We start from the raw sequence: 18,538 nt of genomic DNA, 5'->3' as shown, positions 1-18,538 counted from the left end.
CCCCACATGACCGCTCAACTGACCCTCGACGAGCTGGCATCGCTGATGAAGTCGGCCGCCGGCCTCACCGTCGACCCGAAGGATCTGGCCAACCGCGCCGACCTGTCCTTCGCCGAGTTCGGCCTCGACTCGCTCGGCCTCCTCGGCATCGTGGGCGAACTGGAGAACCGGCACGGCCGGCCGATGCCGACCGACGCGGAGCGCTGCAAGACGCCGCGCGACTTCCTCGCCCTCGTCAACACCGACCACGCCAACGCCGACAAGGACAAAGTGCCTACGACAGGAGCCTGACATGCCCGGCCACACCGAGAACGACATCACCATCGCCGCGCCCCTCGACCTCGTCTGGGACATCACCAACGACATCGAGAACTGGCCGCAGCTGTTCAGCGAGTACGCCTCGGTCGAGGTGCTGTCCCGGGAGGGCGACAAGACCACCTTCCGGCTGACGATGCACCCGGACGACAACGGCACCGTCTGGAGCTGGGTCTCCGAACGGGTCATGGACCGACGGGCCCGCACCGTCCGCGCCCGCCGGGTGGAGACCGGCCCCTTCGCGCACATGGACATCCACTGGAAGTACTCCGAGATCCCGGGCGGCACCTCGATGCACTGGACCCAGGACTTCGCGATGAAGCCGCAGGCCCCGGTCGACGACAAGGGGATGACCGAGCTGATCAACCGCAACTCGCGGATCCAGCTGGAACTCATCCGGGACAAGATCGAACAGCGGGACCGCGAGCTGCGTTCCGCCGCCGTCAACTGACCGTCCCCTGGGCCGTGTCCGGACCGCCACCCGGCGGCAAAGAAGGGATCTCCCCGATGCACCACGCTCTGATCGTCGCTCGTATGGCACCCGGCTCGGCTCCGGACATCGCCGAGGTCTTCAAGGCCTCCGACCGTACGGAACTGCCGCACCTGGTCGGCGTCTCGCGGCGGACCCTCTTCCAGTTCGGTGACGTGTATCTGCACCTCATCGAATCCGACCGGCCGCCCGGCCCGGAGATCGCCAAGGTCACCGAGCACCCCGAGTTCCGCGCGGTGAGCGACAAGCTGTCCGCCTACGTCAGCGCGTACGACCCGGAGACCTGGCGCAGCCCCAAGGACGCGATGGCCCACGAGTTCTATCGCTGGGAGCGCGACGGCCGCGGCTGACGCGCAGGCGGAGCCGGGGCGATCCCCCGGTGCACGCATCCGCCCGGGAACGGGCCGGGCCGCCCGGCGAGGAGGCTTCTCCTCGCCGGGCGGCCTGCCGTTCACGGGCACGTTCATCTCACGCCGGAACGGTGCACTCGAAGGCGTGCAGATAGGGGTTGACGGGTGTGATGTCGCCGACCTTCAGGCCGGCCGCCGACATCCGGCCGACCAGGCTCTCCTTGGTGTGCTTGGCGCCACCGACGTTCAGGAGCAGCAGCAGGTCCATGGCGGTGGTGAACTTCATCGAGGGGCTGTCGTCGACGAGATTCTCGATGATCACCACACGCGCGCCGGGGCGGGCGGCGTCGACGACGTTGCGCAGCGTCCGGCGGGTGCTCTCGTCGTCCCACTCCAGGATGTTCTTGATGATGTAGACATCGGCCTGTACGGGGATCTCGTCGCGGCAGTCGCCGGGCACGATCCGCACCCGCGGGGCGAGCGCGCCGCCCTCCCGGAGCCGGGCGTCGCAGTTCGCCACCACCGCGGGCAGATCGAGCAGCGTGCCCTGCATCGCGGGGTACTTCTCCAGCAGGCCGGCCAGCACATGCCCCTGGCCGCCGCCGATGTCCGCCACCGACGACGCCCCGGACAGGTCGAGCAGCGCGGCGAGGTCCTCGGCCGACTGCTTGCTGGAGGTGGTCATGGCCCGGTCGAAGACGTCGGCGGAGTCCGGTGCGTCCTCGTGGAGATAGCTGAAGAAGCCCTTGCCGTACAGGTCGTCGAAGACGTTGCGGCCCGAGCGCACCGCTTCGTCGAGCCGGGGCCAGGCGTCCCAGGTCCAGGGCTCGGTGCACCACAGGGAGATGTAGCGCAGGCTGTTGGGGGCGTCCTCGCGCAGCAGCCGGGACATCTCGGTGTGGGCGTACTTCCCGTCCGCGGTCTCCTCGAAGATTCCGTAGCAGGACAGCGTGCGCAGCAGCCGCTCCAGCGGCCGCGGCTCGGCCCGCACCGCGGTGGCCAGCTCCTGCGCCGTGGCGGGCCGCTCGCCGAGGGCGTCGGCGACGCCGAGCTTGGCCGCGGCCCGTACGGCTGCCGCGCACGCGGCTCCGAAGACCAGCTCGCGCAGCCGCATGGCCGGCTGGGGGGTGGGACTTACGGTGGTCATTCCGCCTCGATTCTCCCGTGTGAAGTCAGCACAGACGGGCCGGCTCCGAGGTCCGGCACTTGTTGCCGTGGAACTCGTTGCCCCGGCCTTCGGTGTCCCGGTTGGCCAGGTCCACCGGCTTGTTGTCCAGCACCACGTTGTCCGCGATGACGTTGCGCTCGTTGAGGGCCTTGACGAAGCTGTGGAAGAGCACGACGCCGCCGGAGAGCGGGGACTTGCCGGCGTTGTCCCGGATGCGGTTGTGGACCACCTTCGCGTCCTCGGTGCCGGTGAGGACGACGCCGGAGCCCTGGAGGAACGGCAGACGGGGGTTGGCGGGGCAGTACTTGTTGTTCTTGGTGATCTCGTTGTTCCGTACGGTCAGGGCGCCCGCCCGGGGGCGTGACTCGTCGCCGACGATGAACGCTCCGCCGCAGTTCCCGGTCATGGTGTTGTGGCTGACCGTCAGATTCCTGACGCGCCGGATCGTGACGCCGATCCGGTTGTCCGCCATGAGGTTCTGGGAGATGGACGTGCCCCGGGTGTCGGTGGCCCCGCCCTCCTCCTTCACCGTGTTCGCGACGAAGATGCCGGAGTCGCCGTTGCCGGTGACCTCGTTGTCCCTGATCAGGCTGGCGGTGGACTTCTCCGTGGCGATGCCCCACACGCGGTTCTTCCGGGAGGTCACATCGGATACGGTCAGCCGTTCGGTGCCGGAGGCCCAGATGCCGTTCCGCTTGAAGTCGGCGACGGTCAGCGAACGGATGTGGACGTCGTGGAGCGGGTGGCCCTTGCTGCCGATGACGCAGATGCCGTTGCCCTCCTGCCCGCAGGCGTTCTCCGCGCGCTTCCCGGTCGGCTTGATCACCGTCTTCCCGCCCGCTCCGACGAGGCGCAGCCGGGACTTGTTGATCAGTACGCTCTCCTGATAGACCCCGGGCTTGACGACGACGGTGTCACCCGGCCGTGCCCTGTCCACCGCCCGCTGGATCGAATCGCCCGGGCGGACCACATGCCGTCCCCCGCCGCAGGGCGCGCCGGCGCCCAGTCCGCCGGCCAGTACCGCTGCGACGCAGCCCATGTATTTCATCTGTCGAAGCGCCATGAGGCGAAGTTATGGGCGATCACCACCGCTCGCCACATGTGGTAACCCGATGGCCACGGTGTGTGCGCCCGCCAGCTTTCGACGCGCTGTCAGCTCCGCTGCCGAGGCCGGCCGCGCGGCCGCCCGTCAGGGCCGGTCAGGGTGCCTGCGGGAGTGCTCGCCGCCGTCGTCGGCCGCACCGGGGCACGGATGGCATTCGGTCGTCCCTGAATCAGCTGACCGGGTAGGAGGCGGCCCGTCGGCCCCGCCCTCCCGCGGCTCGCCGGGTCCGGCGTCCGACGGCGCGTCAGCCGGCCCGTCCGGCCACACCTCGGTGAGGAACGCCGCGAGGCTGGTCGGCAGAAACCACGGTCGGACGCGGAAGACGGTCATGGCAGTCCAACGCGCGGGGGCTGCCTGACGACACCGGGGGGCGGCTTGATCACCCGTTCGCTGCGCTTTGCCCGCCTCCCACGCTTTTGGCTTTCCCGCCGTGGTGGTTGTTCACCGTTGCGCCCTTTCGCTGCGCTTTGCTGCGGCCCGCGTTGTCGGCTTTCCCGCCGTGGTGGTCATTCGCCGTTGCGCCTGCGGCGGGCGGTTGTTTGTCGGGTGCGGTGACAGCCCTACGGACTCCGTCCTACGGTCTGTCCCCTCCCGTGGTGGGTGGGAAAGCGGCCGGTGGGGGCGTGCCCTGTCCGTCGACTACCGGCACACGGGGGCTTACGGGACCCCCACCGGTCTTCCCTCCCCCCACCCACGGGAGGGGGCGGACCGCAGGACGGAGTCCGGAGGGCCGCACCCGCTGCCGAAAACGCCCCGCGCAGCGGCACCCAGCCCGCCGCAGGCGCAACGGCGACAAACCCCCACGGCGGGAAAGCCGACAACGTGGGAAGCAAGCCAAGCGCAGCGGACAGGCTAGAATTTTGCAATTCAACAGACGACGTTACGGCCGTAGGCCGGAACGCGGAGGTCATGCGTGGTACCGAGGCGCAAGGGGCCGCCGCCCTGGCGGGCGGTCCGCTCACGGACCTGTATACCCACGCGCTCCGGGCCCGGTGCCACGCCCCCGTGCCGGGGCCGTGCGCCGGGGCGCGGGCCGCTCCGCACGGCCCGTGGGCACACCCGTAGTTGCCCGGAGCGCCTCGCCCACCGCTACTCCTCGCCGCGCCACGGGGTCCGCCGGGCCCGCACCACCGCGGTCCGCCCCGGAACCCGGCTCGCCCGGCTGCCCGGCACGGTGCTCGTGCACCGGCCGCCCCGGGACAGCCTCTGGCGCCGGGTACTGCTCTGCGTCGTCGTCACGAATCTGGTGCTGGTCTTCCTGGTGCTCGTCGTCTACCTGGGGCGGCACGCGGGGACGTAGGACGCGGGACGACGCCGGACGCCGCGGCATGGACCCGCCACAGCCACCAGACGTCCCGCCCGAACGACCACACCAGCAGCGCCAGCGCCACGGCCACCGCGGCCGCCGCCGAGGCCCGCGGCATGATTCCGGAACCGGCCACGACCAGCACGATCCCCTGGAGCGCCGCCACCGTCTTACGGGCCATGCTGTGCGGCAGCGCACCGCCGAGCCACGGCAGCGCCCAGGACGCCGCGACGAAGGCGTACCGCATCAGACCGATGGTCAGCACCCAGGCGCCCAGCGGCACCGCGAGGTAGACGCAGAGCACCAGGATGAGGAAGGCGTCGACCTCCATGTCGAAGCGGGCCCCGAGCCGGGTCGCCGTACCGGTGCGCCGGGCGACCTGTCCGTCGACGGCGTCCAGCAGCAGCGCGACGGTGGCCAGCGCGATCAGCACCGTGACCGGTGCCCGCCCGTCGAAGGAGTCCGCGACCAGCGCCGTCACTGCGCCGACGAGGATCGTCCGGGCCAGGGTGACGCGGTTGGCGGGGCCGAACGACCCCGTCCACGACCGGCGCAGCGCGAGGGTGAGCACGGCCCAGCTGCCCACGGCGAACACGGCACCCGTCAGCCACCCCGCGGTGCCCAGGCCGACGGCCCGGCCGAGCACCACCAGTACCAGCAGCTGCACACCCATTCCGGCCGTGGTGTCCTGCTCCAACCGCCTTGTGCCGTGGTGCTCTTTCACAACAGCCACTGTGCCTCCCGCGACTTGTGGCGCAGTCCATGGGCGCCGCGTATGGTGACGGCGTCCTCATGATCCCCAGCATCAACGACCCCACGACGGAGCGTCCAGGAGGATCCCGATGCCGCGCGTCGCTTGTGCGTTTTGGCTAAGCGCTCCGGGCCGGGGCGAGCTGCGGCCGGTGCCGCTGCCGGAGCCCGGTTCCGATGAGGTGCTCGTGCGGACGCTGTACTCCGGTGTGAGCCGCGGGACCGAGACCCTGGTCTTCCGCGGCGGCGTTCCCAAGAGCCAGTACGGCGCCATGCGGGCGCCGTTCCAGGAAGGCGAGTTCCCCGCCCCGGTCAAGTACGGCTACCTCAACGTCGGCGTCGTCGAGGAGGGTCCGCCCGCGCTGCGCGGCCGTACGGTCTTCTGCCTCGCCCCGCACCAGACGCACTACGTGGTCCCGGCGCACGCCGTCACCCCCGTGCCGGACGCCGTCCCCGCCGCGCGCGCCGTGCTGGCGGGCACCGTGGAGACCGCGGTGAACGCCCTGTGGGATGCCGCGCCGCTGGTCGGCGACCGGATCGCGGTGGTCGGCGCGGGCATGGTCGGCTGCAGCGTCGCCGCCCTGCTCGCCCGCTACCCGGCGGTCCGGCTGCAGCTGGTCGACGCCGACCCGGCGCGCGCCACCACCGCCGAGGCACTCGGTATCGACTTCGCGCTGCCCGACGACGCGTTGGGCGACTGCGACCTCGTCGTGCACGCCAGCGCGAGCGAGGAGGGGCTGGCGCGCTCGCTCGAACTGCTCGCCCCGGAAGGCACCGTCATCGAGCTGAGCTGGTACGGCGACCGGCGGGTCAGCCTGCCCCTGGGGGAGGCCTTCCACTCCCGCCGGCTGGTCGTCCGCAGCAGCCAGGTCGGTGCGGTCTCCTCGGCCCGCCGCGCCCGCCGCACCTTCGCCGACCGGCTCGCGCTCGCCCTCGACCTGCTCGCCGACCCCGCCTTCGACGCCCTGGTCACCGGCGAATCCGCCTTCGAGGAGCTGCCCTCGGTGCTGCCCCGGCTCGCCTCCGGCGACCTCGCGGCGCTGTGCCACCGCATCCGCTACGCGCCTCCGGGCGCCTCCTAGACCACGGGCGCGGCACGCCGCGACCGCCCCACGGCAAGCACCGTCACCGTGGCCGTCCATGAGACCGACATCACACCGGAGGAACGCCCGTGTTCAGTATCACCGTCCGCGATCACCTCATGGTCGCGCACAGCTTCCGCGGCGCGGTCTTCGGGCCCGCACAGCGACTGCACGGCGCGACCTTCATCGTGGACGCCACCTTCCGCCGGGAGGCTCTCGACGCCGACAACATCGTCGTCGACATCGGCCTGGCCACCCAGGAACTCGGCCAGGTCGTCGGCGAGTTGAACTACCGCAACCTCGACGACGAACCCGCCTTCGCGGGGATCAACACCTCGACGGAGGCCCTGGCCAAGGTGATCGCCGACCGGCTCGCCGACCGCGTGCGGGCCGGCAACCTCGGCGAGGGCGCCCGCGAGCTGGCCGGCATATCGGTCACCCTGCACGAATCGCATATCGCCTGGGCGACGTACGAGCGCACGCTGTGACGCGGACCGGCGCCGACGGGGCGTCGGAGCGGGTGGTGCACTTCGTCGTGCCCGATGGCGTCGACGATCCGAAGAAGCCCAGCGGGGGCAACGTCTACGACCGGCGGGTGTGCCGCGACCTCCCGGCGCAGGGGTGGCGGGTGCACCCGTACGCGATGCCCGGCAGCTGGCCGCGGCCGGACGAGGCGGCCCGCGCGGGACTGGCGGGCCGGCTGGCGGCCCTGCCGGACGGCGCGGTGGTCCTGCTCGACGGACTGGTCGCCGGCGGCGTCCCCGAGGTCCTCGCCCCCGAGGCCGAACGGCTGCGGCTCGCCGTGCTGATGCATCTGCCGCTGGGGGACGAGACCGGCCTCGACCCCGGGACGGCGGCCGAGCTGGACGCCCGCGAACGCCGCACCCTGCGTGCCGTGGGGGCCGTGGTGGCCACCAGCGAGTGGGCCGCCCGTCGGCTCGTCGCGCACCACGGCCCGGCCGCGGCGCGGGTCCACGTCGCCAGGCCGGGGGTAGATCCCGCGCCCCTCGCGCCCGGCACGGACGGTGCCGGCGCGCTGCTCTGCGTCGCCTCGCTCACCCCGCGCAAGGGACAGCGCCGGCTGCTCGACGCCCTCGCGGCCGTCTCCGAGGTGCCCTGGAGCTGTGCGTTCGTCGGCGGGCCCGGAGGCGACCCCGGCTACGCCGAACAACTGCCCAGCAGAGCCGCTGAGTTGGGCATCGCCGACCGGGTCGACTTCACCGGTCCGCTGGCCGGCGCGGAGCTGGCCGCGCGCTATGCCGCCGCCGACCTGCTGGTGCTCACCTCGTACGCCGAGACCTACGGCATGGTCGTCACCGAGGCGCTGGCCCGCGGGATCCCGGTGCTGGCGACGGCGGTGGACGGCGTACCGGAAGCCCTCGGGCGGGCCCCCGACGGCAGTCTGCCCGGCCTGCTCGTACCGTCCGCAAGCCCGGTGGAACTCGCCGACGCGCTGCGCCGCTGGTTCGGCGATCCGCGGCTGCGCCACCGGCTGAAGAGATCGGCACGCGACCGGCGTGCCATGCTGGAGGAGTGGGAGATGACGTCGCACAGTCTGGCCGGAGCGCTGGAACGGCTTCGGCACGAACCCCGGAGGGCGCGTTGAACGCCGTGGGAAGCGCCCGGTTCGCCGCCGGCTGGCTGGAGTTGCGCGAGCGCGCCGATGCCGTGTCCCGGGCGCCCGAGTTGCTGCGCCCCCTGCGCACCTGGCTCGCGCAGGCGGCCGGGCAGGAGGGGCGCCCACCCGGCCTGGTGATCCGCGATCTCGGCTCCGGGACCGGCTCGATGGCGCGCTGGCTCGCCGTCCGACTGCCCGGTCCGCAGCAGTGGACCCTCCACGACCACGACCCGGCGCTGCTCGCCCACGCCGGCGCGCGGATGCCCTCAACCGCCGCTGACGGCAGTGCCGTTCACACCGTGACCGAGCACGGCGATCTGACCGCCCTCAGCGCCGCGGACCTCGCCGGTACGTCACTGGTCTCCGCCTCGGCGCTGCTCGATCTGCTCACCCGCGACGAGGTGGAGGCGCTCGCCGAGGCCTGTACGCGCGCCGGGTGCCCCGCACTGCTGGCGCTCTCCGTCGCCGGGCGGGTCGAACTGACCCCGAAGGAGCCGCTCGACGCCGAGCTGACCGCCGCCTTCAACGACCACCAGCGCCGCGCGGACCGCGGCCGCCGCCTGCTGGGTCCGGACGCGGTCGCGGCGGCCGTCGCCGCCTTCGAGCGACGCGGCGCGACGGTGTCGCTGCGGTCCAGCCCATGGCGGCTGGGAAGCGCCGAGTGCACGCTGATCGCCGAATGGCTGCGCGGCTGGGTCGGTGCCGCGCACGCCCAGCGGCCGGCGCTGGCGCCCCGGGCCGTCGCGTATCTGCGCCGGAGACTGGACCAGTGCGCGGCGGGGGAGTTGGGCGTCACGGTGCACCACACCGATCTGCTGGCGCTGCCCGGTCCGCCGCCCGGGGCCGAGTGATGCACCGGTCCGGCTGGGCGGTGTGGCTGAGGCTGGCGGCGGGCGCGGGTGTGCTGGTGGCGCTGGTGTGGCATCTGGGCTCCGCCGCCTTCCTGGCCGGGCTGCGCAGGATCGACGCCGGTACGCTGCTGGCCGCCCTCGCCATCGGCCTGCTGACCACGGTCCTCAGCGCCTGGCGCTGGTGCCTGGTGGCCCGCGGCCTGGGGCTGCGGCTGCCGCTGGGCCGGGCCGTCGCGGACTACTACCGGGCGTTGTTCCTGAACGCGGTGCTGCCCGGCGGGGTCCTGGGCGACGTCCACCGCGCCGTCGGGCACCGCCGCGGCTCGGGCGACCTCGGCCGGGGCGTACGCGCGGTGATACTGGAACGCGCCGCGGGCCAGCTGGTGTTGCTCGTCTGCGGTGCCGCGGTGCTGCTCGTGCGACCCTCGCCGGTCTCCGCCGCACTCGCCCGCGCCCTCGGCTCACCCGGCGTCGCACTGTCCGCCGCCGCTCTGTGCGCGGTGGCCCTGACGGCCGTCGGATGGCGGTATCTGCGCCGGGGGAGCGCACGCGCCCCGCGCGCCGAGGCGCGCCAGGGCCTGCCGTCCCGCGGGGTCTGGCCCGGTGTCGCGCTGTCGTCGGTGGCGGTGCTCGCCGGCTACCTCGCGATGTTCGTCCTGGCGGCCCGTGTCGCCGGGGTCAGTGCCCCCACCGCCGAGCTGGTGCCGCTGGTGGTGCTAGCGCTGCTCGCGATGGCGCTGCCGGTCAACATCGGCGGCTGGGGCCCCCGCGAGGGCGCCGCAGCCTGGGCGTTCGGCGCCGCCGGGCTGGGCGCCGCGCAGGGACTGACCACCTCCGTGGTCTACGGCGTCCTCGCCTTCGTCGCCGGCCTGCCCGGCGCCGTGGTCCTGCTCGTGCGGTGGGCCGCCGGGGCACGCGCCGGCCGCCGCCCGCAGTTCGAGCTCGAAGAGCGTGTCCTCGCCGAGCAGGGCGCGCCGCAGCGGCGGACGTAGCGCCTGGCGCATCACAGGCGTACCGGGAAACCGCAGGCCGGGGACGCCATCGCCGAGCAGGACCGGCGCGACGGTGAGGTACAGCCGGTCCAGTGCCCGTGCCCGCACGAACCGCGACACGGTGACGCCGCCGCCTTCTATCAGCACCCGGCCCAGCCCGCGCCGCGCCAGCACGGCCAGCAGCCGCTCCGGGTCGAAGGCGCCCGCATCCGGCAGCCGGAGGACATCGACCCCGGCGTCCAAGGCGTCCCGGGGCGTGGGGCCGGCGCCCGGTCCGAGCACCCACAGCGTCGGCGCCGCACCGTCGGTGAACACCCCGCTGTGCACCGGCACCCGGCCCTGTGGGTCGAGCACCACCCGTACCGGATGCTCGCCCGGACAGGCACGTACGGTCAGCCGGGGGTCGTCCGCCACGGCGGTACCGGCCCCCACCACCACCGCGTCGGCCAGTGCGCGCAGCCGGTGCAGATGGCGGCGGTCCTCCGCCCCGGTGACGTAGTCGGCGTCGCCGGTACGGGTCGCGATGAAGCCGTCCAGGCTCTGCCCGAGCTGTGCGAACGCGATCCGCGGACCCGCGAGGCAGAGCGGGAGATAGCGCTCGGCGAGCTCGGCCGCCCCGGACGAGGCCGGCTGTCCCCAACGCCGTCCGCCGTCCCCGTCCGTCACCAGACCGGCCGCGTGGGCATCGGCGGCCGTACGGATCCGCAGCAGACGTTCCCATGCCGCCGTGGCGTCCAGCACCTCGGGCCCCTTTCCGGCCGTCATCTCACCGGCCGCCTTCCGTCGGCGTCCCCAGCAGCGCGGCGTATTCGCCGAATGCCGCCACCAGTCCGGCCAGCAATTCCCTGCCTTTGCGGGCGGAGGCGAGCGAGGGGCGTCCGATGACTCCGGAGGCGGTATAGGCCGACATTCCCAGTGTCAGCAGATGCTTTCGGTCATCGGCGGTGCAATCCGCCGATTCGTAGCCGTCCTTGACCAGTTCGGGATGGGCATGCAGGAGGATGGACGTCTCGACCTCTCCCGCATGCATATCGCTGTGCGCGGAGGTCCGTACCCCGGCCCGGGCGCGCGCCGCCTCCCAGTCCGCCGACTGGGGGAACAGCGCCATCCGCACCCCGCTCCCGGCGGATTCCTGAACCACATTGCGCAGTACGTAATTTCCGCCGTGCCCGTTGACCAGAATCAGGGTGCCGATGCCGGACCGGCGCAGTGAAGCGGCGATGTCGGTGACGACCGCGTGCAGGGTCCGCGCCGAAATGCTGACGGTCCCCGGCCAGTCGGCGTGTTCGTGCGAACAGGACACCGTCAGCGGTGGCAGCAGCTGGACGGGGTGGGCGGCGGCCAGCTCCCCGGCGATGGTGCAGGCGATGACGGTGTCGGTGACCAACGGCAGGTGGGCGCCGTGCTGTTCGAAACTGCCGACCGGCAGCACGGCCGTCGACGGGCGTCGCGCCCGCACGTCCTCGGTGGTGTCCGCCGGCAACAGAGGGGTGATCGGGGACGGTTGTGGTGGAGCGGTCATGGGCACTGCCGCCTTTCGTCGCCGGCTGACCGGGGCGTCGGCCTCGCAGCATACTTGTCGTATGGGTGAGTAATCGCTGCCGCCCTATTCACCGCGCGGGTACCATCGCGCCATGACGGACCCCGACGATGTAGTCGGTCCGGGCCTCGGCCCCGACCTCGCTCTCGCTCTCGACAATGCCGGCCGTGAAAATGCGGGTGTGGAACGGGTGGTGGAGGTCCGGCTGCCCACCACCTATGGGGAATTTCGCGCCGTGGGCTATCTCGACCGGCGCGGTGATATCGAGCAGGTGGCGCTGGTGTACGGCGAGGTGGCGGGCGAACTGGCGCTGACCCGGGTGCATTCGGAGTGCCTGACCGGCGATGTCTTCGGCTCCACGCACTGCGAATGCGGCGATCAGCTGTCCGCCGCGCTGCGCGCGATCGTGGCGGCCGGGCGCGGCGTTCTCGTCTACCTCCAGGGCCACGAGGGGCGGGGAATCGGCCTGCTGGCCAAACTCCGGGCGATGAAGCTGCAGGACGACGGGCTGGACACGGTCGAGGCGAACATCGCGCTCGGACTGCCCGTCGACGCCCGTGAATACCGCGTCGCGGCGGAGATCCTGCAGGACCTGGACGTCCGGTCCGTGCGGCTTCTGTCGAACAACCCGCGCAAGCGGGCCGCGCTGCTGCGGCACGGCATCACCGTCGCCGAACAGGTCCCGCTGCTGGTGGCGCCCCGGGCGGAGAACATCCGCTATCTGCGCGCCAAACGCGAGCGCCTCGACCACGACCTGCCGCATCTGGACGGCACCCACGGCCTGTCCTGAGGCGGCCGGCACACGAGCGGAAGGGCCCGCGACGCGTGGTCGCGGGCCCTTCCCGTGTGCGCCTGCCCGGCGGTGGACGCCGTATCAGGAGGTGGCGGGCGCCGCCGCGGGTGCGGCGGCCCGTTGCTGCGTGGGGACGACACGCTCCGCGAGGTGGCCGAAGAGCAGCCCGAAGGCGGTCCACAGCACCAGTTGGACGGCGATCGTCGACAGCCGGAACTGCCACAGCAGTGTGCCGGGGAAGCCGTGCGGCACATTGTCGTAGGACGGCAGGAAGGCGTACGCGACACCGACGGCGACCACGAACGCGGCGCCGGCCGCCACCGTGGCGTACCAGTTGCCCAGCTTGGGCGCCAGGCGCCGGCCGAGGATCGTCGCGCCGACGGCCAGCAGGATGCCGAGCAGCATCATCAGGAAGTACAGGGCGGTGCGCTGGCCGATCGTGTCGGGGTCGCCGACGGCCGGCGGGTTCGCCGGGTACTTCAGGAACGGTACGAGATAGACCAGCAGTGCGGCGCCGGACAGCAGGGCGGCGGTGGTCCGGGCGCCGAAGCGGCCGATCCGGCCCAGCAGGAAGCAGAAGACCAGTGCGGCGATGCCGCCCAGCGCCACGCCGTAGACCAGGACGCCGGTCGCCAGCCCCGCCGTGGACTGCATACCGCGGCTGACGACCTCCACCTCGTGCTCGTGGCCGTGACTGTGGGCCTCCTCGAACGCGATGGCGGCGTCCACCCGCGGTTCGCCCAGCAGGTAGGCGACGACGAGGGCGACGACACCGGCTGCCAGGCCGGCGAGCAGACCGCGCACCAGAAGATTTCTGACGGTGAGCGAGTTCATTGGGTGCCAGGTCCGATCAGTGGCAGGGGAAGCCGAGGAGGTGGCGCCCGTCGTGGACCCACTCGTGCACGTCGGTGCCGGACAGCAGTGAGGTGGCGCCCTGCTCGGCGCCGACGAAGTACAGCAGGACCAGCGCCAGGACGACGCCGAACAGCGCCCAGGGGGCGATCTCCTTGAGGGGGAGCGGGGCGGGGGCGGCGGCGCCGGTGGCCGGGGGTGCGATGGTCTGAGCCATGGCAGAACCTCCTATTAGGGGGAACTCGCGTCCCTAGTCAGTGGAGTGCGGGACGACATGCCGGGTCTGGCTCATCCGGCCTGGCCCTTTTGGGCTGGTAAAAACCGGACATACAGTGGCGCGACCGCGCCGGGATCCCACCGGCTTCCGTCATGTCATCGTCAATACGATCGGGAAGGTACCGTGAACCGGCCACCGGGCCAAGGCCGTAGAGGGGGCGGAGTGGCGCAGGACGGGGCGCGCTCGCCGGGCAACTGCCCGGTACGGATGGCCGGTTGACGGTGGTGGTGGCCGGCGGAAGGAGCAGGCGTGACGACTCGGGTGATGTTGGTCTCACCGGCGGCGGGCGACGCCCAGCGCGAGGTGCGCTTCGATGACGACGGTCCGTTGGGCGAGGCCGGTCTGCGCCGCGCGCGGGCCGCGGCCGGATCGCTGCCGGCCGCCGACCGGATCTTCGCCTCGCCCTCCGTCCGGTGCCGGGACACCGCCGTGGAACTCGGGCTGCCGGCCCGCTCCGCGCCGGAGCTGGCGGGCTGTGCGATGGGCGCCTGGCGCGGCCGGACCCTGGCCGAGGTCGCCGATGCCGAACCGGTCGCGGTCTCCAGTTGGCTGAGCGATCCGGACTTCGACGGACACGGCGGGGAGTCGCTGCGGGCGCTGTGCGACCGGATCGCGGGCTGGCTGACCCGGATGGCACTCGACGCGGGCCGGGTGGTGGCCGTCGTCGAACCGGATGTCGTACGGGCCGCGGCGGTGTGCGCGCTGCGAGTGCCCGCGGACGCGTTCTGGCGGCTGGACGTGCCGCCGCTCACCGCGACCGAGCTGAGCGGCCGCGGCGGGCGCTGGAACCTGGGGCTGGGGCGGGCGCTGGACCGCAGGTGAGCGGGGGTGTGGCCGAAATGCTTCAGAATTCACCTGTCGCTTCATCTACACATAAAAGCGACATAAGTGCAGAATAAAGGTGCGCGGCCCGATGCCACGCGAAACGGCCAGGCTTGCGAGCGAAGGAGGCGAGTCGTATGGCCGACGTCTCACACACCAGGGGAGATCTCGCCGGTCACCCCGACGCTTCTGAGATGCGGGCCCGCTACGAGCGGGTGCTCGGTGGGCGTGATGTCGTACTCGTCGACGGCCCGGTGTTCCTGGTCGGCCTGTACTGCGCCGTCTCGCCGTGGATCGTCCACTTCGCCGCCGCGCAACCTCCGCTGGTGTTGCACAACCTCATCCTCGGCATCGCGATCGCCCTGCTGGCGGTGGGTTTCACTGTGGCACCCGCGCGGATGTACGGCCTGAGCGGCGCGATGTGCGCGATCGGTGTATGGATGATCATCTCGCCCTGGATCGTCGGCAGCAGTCCGGACGCCGGCGTCATCTGGAACAACCTCGTCATCGGTGTTCTGACGTTCTTGCTGGGCGCCATGTGTGTCGCCGTGGCATCGAGGAGCCGCAGCGCCACATGACCTGCGCTCCCCAAACGGGGGCGTGTGACAAGCCGCCGGTGCGCCTGCTCCCTCGGGGGCGGGCGGGCCGGCGGTCGCGTGTGCGGGCGCTGCGGTCGGGCTATCGGCGTCGTGCGCGGCTCTCGGTCGACAGGTGCCCGGCCAGTCCGGCCAGGACCAGCCCGCTCGCGATCAGCAGGCCGTGCGCCAGGGCGATACCGAGGGCTAGGCCGGCGATCGCCGCGGCCTGTGCAAGCCGTGCGGCGCCGCGCGGACAGGTGCGCGAGCGCCAGGTCGACGGGGTGCGGGTGTCGGAAAGGGCTCGGTGCCGGAACGGCTCGGCGATCTCGCCGAAGGGGCGGTCGTCGTACGGGGACAGGGGCGTCTCTCCTCTCCCGGATGGCGCGCGGGCGGCGTCGTACGGGCGGGATGTGGGCGAAGGGGGCGAAGGGGGCGTTGCCCCGTTGATCATTTGTAGTTAGGCTCGCCTAACTCATTGCGGGGCAACAACGTCACCTGCGTGTTGTGCCCTGCCGGGCCCTGCCCGTAACGCCGTTGAACCGGAGAGGTGTCGCACCATGTCGTACGAGAAGCAGCCTTTGGACGAGGCCCGGGACGCGCTGGTACGGATCGCCTACGGCGGCATGGCGGCACACACGCTGGGCGCCGCGGCCCGCATGGGGATCATCGACCTCATCGGGGACGGGGAGCGCGGCCCGGACGAGCTGGCCGCGGAGTGTGCCGCCGAACCCCAGGCCATGGGCCGGTTACTGCGGGCGCTGGCCGGCCTCGGACTGCTCGTGGAGCGGCCTGCCGGGAAGTTCGCCACCACCCCGGCCGGCGCTCTGCTGCACAGCGACCACCCCCAGTCGCTGCGCTCCTTCTCCCGGATGTTCACCGACCCCACCATCCTCCGGGCCTGGGAGCTCCTGGACGACAGCGTGCGTACCGGCCGGCCCTCCTTCGACACGGCCTTCGGTCAGGACTTCTTCGGCTACCTCGCCGAACAGCCGCAGCTCTCCGCCGACTTCAACGCCGCCATGGGCCAGGCCACCCGCGACACCGCCGCGCTGGTCCCCGCGGCCTACGACTTCGGCCGCTTCAAGGCCGTCGCCGACATCGGCGGCGGCGACGGCACCCTGCTCGCCCCGATCCTGCAGGCGCACCCCGCGCTCCGCGGCATCCTCTTCGACAGCGCGGAGGGCCTCGCCCAGGCCGGTACGCGACTGGCGGACGAGGGTCTGGCCGGGCGCTGCTCGCTCGTCGCCGGGGACTTCTTCGCCACCGCTCCCGAGGGCGCCGACCTCTACCTCCTCAAGAGCGTGATCCACGACTGGAACGACGAGCAGTGCACCACGATCCTGCGGCACTGCCGGCAGGCGATCCCCGACGACGGCCGACTGCTGATCATCGAGCCGGTGCTGCCGCCCGTGGTCGCCCCCTCGCTGTCCGGTGTCGACCCCTCAGGGGCCGGCGCGCTCTACCTCAGCGACCTCAACATGCTGGTCAACGTCGAGGGCCGGGAGCGCACCCGGGACGACTTCGACCAGCTGTGCCGCGCCGCGGGCTTCGCCCTGCGCACCGTCATCCCGCTCCCGGAACCCAACCGCTTCTGCCTCATCGAGGCCGAGCCGGTCTGATCCGGCGGTGACCCGGGCGGCGCGGCGCACCGGAGCGGGGCCGGCGGGGCCCCGCGCACACGTGCGGCCGCCGCCCGGACTGGGATAATCGGGGTATGGGGTATTTGGCTCTGGGCGACCGCCCCGGAGAGGGAGCATCCCGTGACCGCTGTGCCCGTGGATGATCACGAAGACTTCGCCGACGCCGACCGCGGCTTCATCGCGGAACTGGACCCGCCCGAGGTCACCATGGACGACGGCCGGGTGGTCTGGGACGCCGGGGCCTACGGATTCCTGGCCCAGAACTGCCCCGACACCGCCCACGAGGGCCTGTGGCGCCAGGGCCGGCTGGTGAGCCGCCAGGGTCTGTACGAGGTCACCGACGGCATCTACCAGGCCCGCGGTCTGGACCTGTCCAATATGACGCTGGTCGAAGGCGATCACGGCGTGATCGTCATCGACCCGCTCCGCTCCGCGGAGACCGCCGCCGCGGCCCTGGAGCTCTACCGCAAGCACCGGGGAGACCGGCCGGTCACCGGCCTGATCTACACCCACTCGCACGGAGACCACTTCGGCGGCGCCCGCGGCGTACTCCCGCCCGGCCACCACCCCGTTCCGGTGCTCGCACCCGCCGGCTTCCTCGCCCACGCCGTCGGCGAGCACGTCTACGCCGGGACCGCGATGGACCGGCGCGCCGTCTACATGTACGGCGCCGAGCTCACCAAGGGGCCGGACGCCCAGATCGGCTGCGGTCTGGGCGCCACCCACTCCACCGGAACCATGACCCTGATCCCGCCGACCGTGGACATCACCAGCACCGGCCAGGAGGAGATCCTCGACGGGGTGCACCTCGCCTTCCAGCTCACCCCGGGCACCGAGGCGCCCGCCGAGATGAACTTCTGCTTCCCGGCGCACCGGGCGCTCTGCCTGGCCGAGAACGCCACCCACACCCTGCACCACGTCCTGTCGCTGCGCGGCGGCGCCGTCCGCGACGCCCGGGCCTGGTCCCGCTACCTGGGCGAGGCGCTCGCCCTCTTCGGCGACCAGGTGGAGGTCGCCTTCGCCTCCCACCACTGGCCGACCTGGGGCAAGGACCGCATCAGGACCCTGCTGGCCAACCAGCGCGACCTGTACGCCTATCTGCACGACCAGACCGTGCGGCTGCTCAACCAGGGGCTCACCGGCCCCGAGATCGCCGAGGAGCTGCGGCTGCCGCCGGGCCTCGCGCGGGAGTGGGCCCACCACGGCTACTACGGCTCGCTCAGCCACAACGTCAAGGCGATCTACCAGAGCTACCTGGGATGGTTCGACGGCAACCCCGCCCACCTGTGGGAGCACCCTCCGGTCGAGCAGGCCAAGCGCTATGTGCACACCATGGGGGGCGTCGAGGCCACCGTGGACGCGGGCAAGCAGTACGCCGCCGACGGCGATCTGCGGTTCGCCGCCACCCTCCTCAACCACGCCGTCTTCGCCGACCCCAAGAACCTCCGCGCCCGCCGCGAACTGGCCCTCGTCTACGAACGGCTGGGCCACGGCTGCGAGAACGGCACCTGGCGCAACTTCTACCTCACCGGCGCGATGGAACTGCGCGGCACCCTCGCCACGCCACGGTCGGCCACCGCCGTCCCCGAAATGGACCGGGCCCGCACCGTCGACCAGCTCCTCGACGCGCTCGCCGTCCGCATCGACGGCCCGCGCGCCTGGTCCACCCCGCTCACCCTCGACCTCTACCTCCCCGACGAGGACCGGACCTGGCATCTGACGCTGTCCAACGGGGCGCTGACCCACCTCAGTTCGCCGGGCGCCCCCACCCCGTCCGACGACCGCGGCCCCGACCTGACCCTCACCCTCACCAAGCCCCAACTGCTCGACATCCTGGCCGGCCAGGGGCCGCCCGAGGCGGACCGGAACGGCGGGACCGGGGCGCTCAACCAGCTCCTGGGCCTCCTCAGCCTCCCCGACCCCACCTTCCCCATCGTCACGCCCTGACCGCCACGGCCCGCCCGCAGTCGTCAACTTCGCGCCGCGGACCGCCCACGCCACCCTCCGCC

Annotated in this window: 20 protein-coding genes, 1 pseudogene and 1 riboswitch; of the genes and pseudogenes, 13 read left to right on the top strand and 8 right to left on the bottom strand. The window is 72.3% G+C overall.

Annotated elements, in window-relative coordinates:
* Nucleotides 1–6: 6 nt before the first annotated feature.
* From ACFWZH_RS31140 to ACFWZH_RS31130, 3 genes are read left to right on the top strand one after another with little or no spacing between them, the layout of a single operon-like run.
* On the top strand, nt 7–291 hold the full coding sequence (locus ACFWZH_RS31140) for an acyl carrier protein (RefSeq protein WP_384438718.1): 285 nt from the start codon (nt 7–9) through the stop codon (nt 289–291).
* A gap of 1 nt (nt 292) precedes the next feature.
* A complete protein-coding gene (locus ACFWZH_RS31135; protein WP_384438715.1) occupies nt 293–766 on the top strand; it encodes an SRPBCC family protein in 474 nt (157 codons plus the stop codon).
* Nucleotides 767–822: 56 nt separating this feature from the next.
* On the top strand, nt 823–1,155 hold the full coding sequence (locus ACFWZH_RS31130; RefSeq protein WP_384438712.1) for a TcmI family type II polyketide cyclase: 333 nt from the start codon (nt 823–825) through the stop codon (nt 1,153–1,155).
* Between the two features lie 118 nt (nt 1,156–1,273).
* On the opposite strand, the gene ACFWZH_RS31125 is transcribed toward ACFWZH_RS31130, so the two are convergent.
* The 3 genes from ACFWZH_RS31125 to ACFWZH_RS31115 all read right to left on the bottom strand — a co-directional run bounded on the left by ACFWZH_RS31125 (nt 1,274) and on the right by ACFWZH_RS31115 (nt 5,407).
* Nucleotides 1,274–2,302 (bottom strand): methyltransferase, encoded by a 1,029-nt coding sequence (locus ACFWZH_RS31125; RefSeq protein WP_384438709.1) that lies wholly within the window; start codon nt 2,300–2,302, stop codon nt 1,274–1,276.
* A gap of 25 nt (nt 2,303–2,327) precedes the next feature.
* Nucleotides 2,328–3,386, bottom strand: coding sequence for a nitrous oxide reductase family maturation protein NosD (locus ACFWZH_RS31120; protein WP_384438706.1), 1,059 nt, complete (start codon nt 3,384–3,386; stop codon nt 2,328–2,330).
* A gap of 1,277 nt (nt 3,387–4,663) precedes the next feature.
* Nucleotides 4,664–5,407, bottom strand: coding sequence for a CDP-alcohol phosphatidyltransferase family protein (locus ACFWZH_RS31115; protein ID WP_384438820.1), 744 nt, complete (start codon nt 5,405–5,407; stop codon nt 4,664–4,666).
* Nucleotides 5,408–5,576: 169 nt separating this feature from the next.
* Here ACFWZH_RS31115 and ACFWZH_RS31110 point away from each other — a divergent pair, with 169 nt between their 5' ends.
* The 5 genes and pseudogenes from ACFWZH_RS31110 to ACFWZH_RS31090 form a co-directional block, all read left to right on the top strand.
* Nucleotides 5,577–6,566 carry a dehydrogenase gene (locus ACFWZH_RS31110; RefSeq protein ID WP_384438703.1) on the top strand — a complete coding sequence of 330 codons (990 nt, stop codon included), beginning with the start codon at nt 5,577–5,579 and terminating at the stop codon, nt 6,564–6,566.
* Nucleotides 6,567–6,655: 89 nt separating this feature from the next.
* Nucleotides 6,656–7,054 carry a 6-pyruvoyl tetrahydropterin synthase family protein gene (locus ACFWZH_RS31105; RefSeq protein WP_384438700.1) on the top strand — a complete coding sequence of 133 codons (399 nt, stop codon included), beginning with the start codon at nt 6,656–6,658 and terminating at the stop codon, nt 7,052–7,054.
* Entirely contained in the window at nt 7,051–8,172 is a 1,122-nt protein-coding gene (locus tag ACFWZH_RS31100) for a glycosyltransferase family 4 protein (protein ID WP_384438697.1), read from the top strand. Before ACFWZH_RS31105 ends, ACFWZH_RS31100 begins: the two co-directional genes overlap by 4 nt.
* On the top strand, nt 8,169–9,035 hold the full coding sequence (locus ACFWZH_RS31095; protein WP_384438694.1) for a class I SAM-dependent methyltransferase: 867 nt from the start codon (nt 8,169–8,171) through the stop codon (nt 9,033–9,035). Before ACFWZH_RS31100 ends, ACFWZH_RS31095 begins: the two co-directional genes overlap by 4 nt.
* A pseudogene (locus ACFWZH_RS31090) lies at nt 9,035–9,844 on the top strand (lysylphosphatidylglycerol synthase transmembrane domain-containing protein); the annotation flags it as partial. The gene ACFWZH_RS31095 and the pseudogene ACFWZH_RS31090, both read left to right, overlap by 1 nt.
* Here the strand turns inward: ACFWZH_RS31090 and ACFWZH_RS31085 are convergent.
* Together ACFWZH_RS31085 and ACFWZH_RS31080 are read right to left on the bottom strand one after the other, a co-directional pair.
* The gene (locus ACFWZH_RS31085) at nt 9,752–10,792 is read right to left on the bottom strand and encodes a RibD family protein (RefSeq protein ID WP_384438691.1); all 1,041 of its coding nucleotides are present in this window, start codon (nt 10,790–10,792) and stop codon (nt 9,752–9,754) included. The pseudogene ACFWZH_RS31090 and the gene ACFWZH_RS31085 sit on opposite strands and share 93 nt — an antisense overlap.
* Before the next feature lies 1 nt (nt 10,793).
* Entirely contained in the window at nt 10,794–11,549 is a 756-nt protein-coding gene (locus ACFWZH_RS31080) for a creatininase family protein (RefSeq protein WP_384438688.1), read from the bottom strand.
* Nucleotides 11,550–11,661: 112 nt separating this feature from the next.
* Between ACFWZH_RS31080 and ribA the strand changes: the two genes are divergently transcribed.
* A complete protein-coding gene (ribA, locus tag ACFWZH_RS31075) occupies nt 11,662–12,357 on the top strand; it encodes a GTP cyclohydrolase II (protein WP_384438685.1) in 696 nt (231 codons plus the stop codon).
* 84 nt (nt 12,358–12,441) lie between these two features.
* On the opposite strand, the gene ACFWZH_RS31070 is transcribed toward ribA, so the two are convergent.
* Nucleotides 12,442–13,194: a CbtA family protein gene (locus tag ACFWZH_RS31070; RefSeq protein ID WP_384438683.1), complete on the bottom strand. Its 753-nt coding sequence runs from the start codon at nt 13,192–13,194 to the stop codon at nt 12,442–12,444.
* Between the two features lie 16 nt (nt 13,195–13,210).
* Entirely contained in the window at nt 13,211–13,429 is a 219-nt protein-coding gene (locus ACFWZH_RS31065; RefSeq protein WP_384438680.1) for a CbtB domain-containing protein, read from the bottom strand.
* Between the two features lie 64 nt (nt 13,430–13,493).
* Nucleotides 13,494–13,578, bottom strand: a riboswitch (cobalamin riboswitch).
* Between the two features lie 160 nt (nt 13,579–13,738).
* Between ACFWZH_RS31065 and ACFWZH_RS31060 the strand changes: the two genes are divergently transcribed.
* Nucleotides 13,739–14,311: a histidine phosphatase family protein gene (locus ACFWZH_RS31060; protein ID WP_384438677.1), complete on the top strand. Its 573-nt coding sequence runs from the start codon at nt 13,739–13,741 to the stop codon at nt 14,309–14,311.
* Nucleotides 14,312–14,448: 137 nt separating this feature from the next.
* Entirely contained in the window at nt 14,449–14,889 is a 441-nt protein-coding gene (locus ACFWZH_RS31055; RefSeq protein WP_384438674.1) for an SPW repeat protein, read from the top strand.
* A gap of 100 nt (nt 14,890–14,989) precedes the next feature.
* Here ACFWZH_RS31055 and ACFWZH_RS31050 read toward each other — a convergent pair whose 3' ends face one another.
* Nucleotides 14,990–15,340 carry a hypothetical protein gene (locus tag ACFWZH_RS31050; RefSeq protein ID WP_384438671.1) on the bottom strand — a complete coding sequence of 117 codons (351 nt, stop codon included), beginning with the start codon at nt 15,338–15,340 and terminating at the stop codon, nt 14,990–14,992.
* Nucleotides 15,341–15,446: 106 nt separating this feature from the next.
* Between ACFWZH_RS31050 and ACFWZH_RS31045 the strand changes: the two genes are divergently transcribed.
* Both ACFWZH_RS31045 and ACFWZH_RS31040 read left to right on the top strand, forming a co-directional pair.
* Nucleotides 15,447–16,508 carry a methyltransferase gene (locus ACFWZH_RS31045; protein ID WP_384438668.1) on the top strand — a complete coding sequence of 354 codons (1,062 nt, stop codon included), beginning with the start codon at nt 15,447–15,449 and terminating at the stop codon, nt 16,506–16,508.
* A gap of 141 nt (nt 16,509–16,649) precedes the next feature.
* Nucleotides 16,650–18,476, top strand: coding sequence for an alkyl/aryl-sulfatase (locus ACFWZH_RS31040; RefSeq protein ID WP_384438665.1), 1,827 nt, complete (start codon nt 16,650–16,652; stop codon nt 18,474–18,476).
* The last annotated feature ends 62 nt before the right edge of the window (nt 18,477–18,538 follow it).

The sequence above is a fragment of the Streptomyces sp. NPDC059008 genome (assembly GCF_042749045.1).
GTDB lineage: Bacteria > Actinomycetota > Actinomycetes > Streptomycetales > Streptomycetaceae > Streptomyces.
The sequence above is the reverse complement of the archived record's forward strand: the minus strand, read 5'-3'. Positions and strand labels throughout refer to the sequence as shown.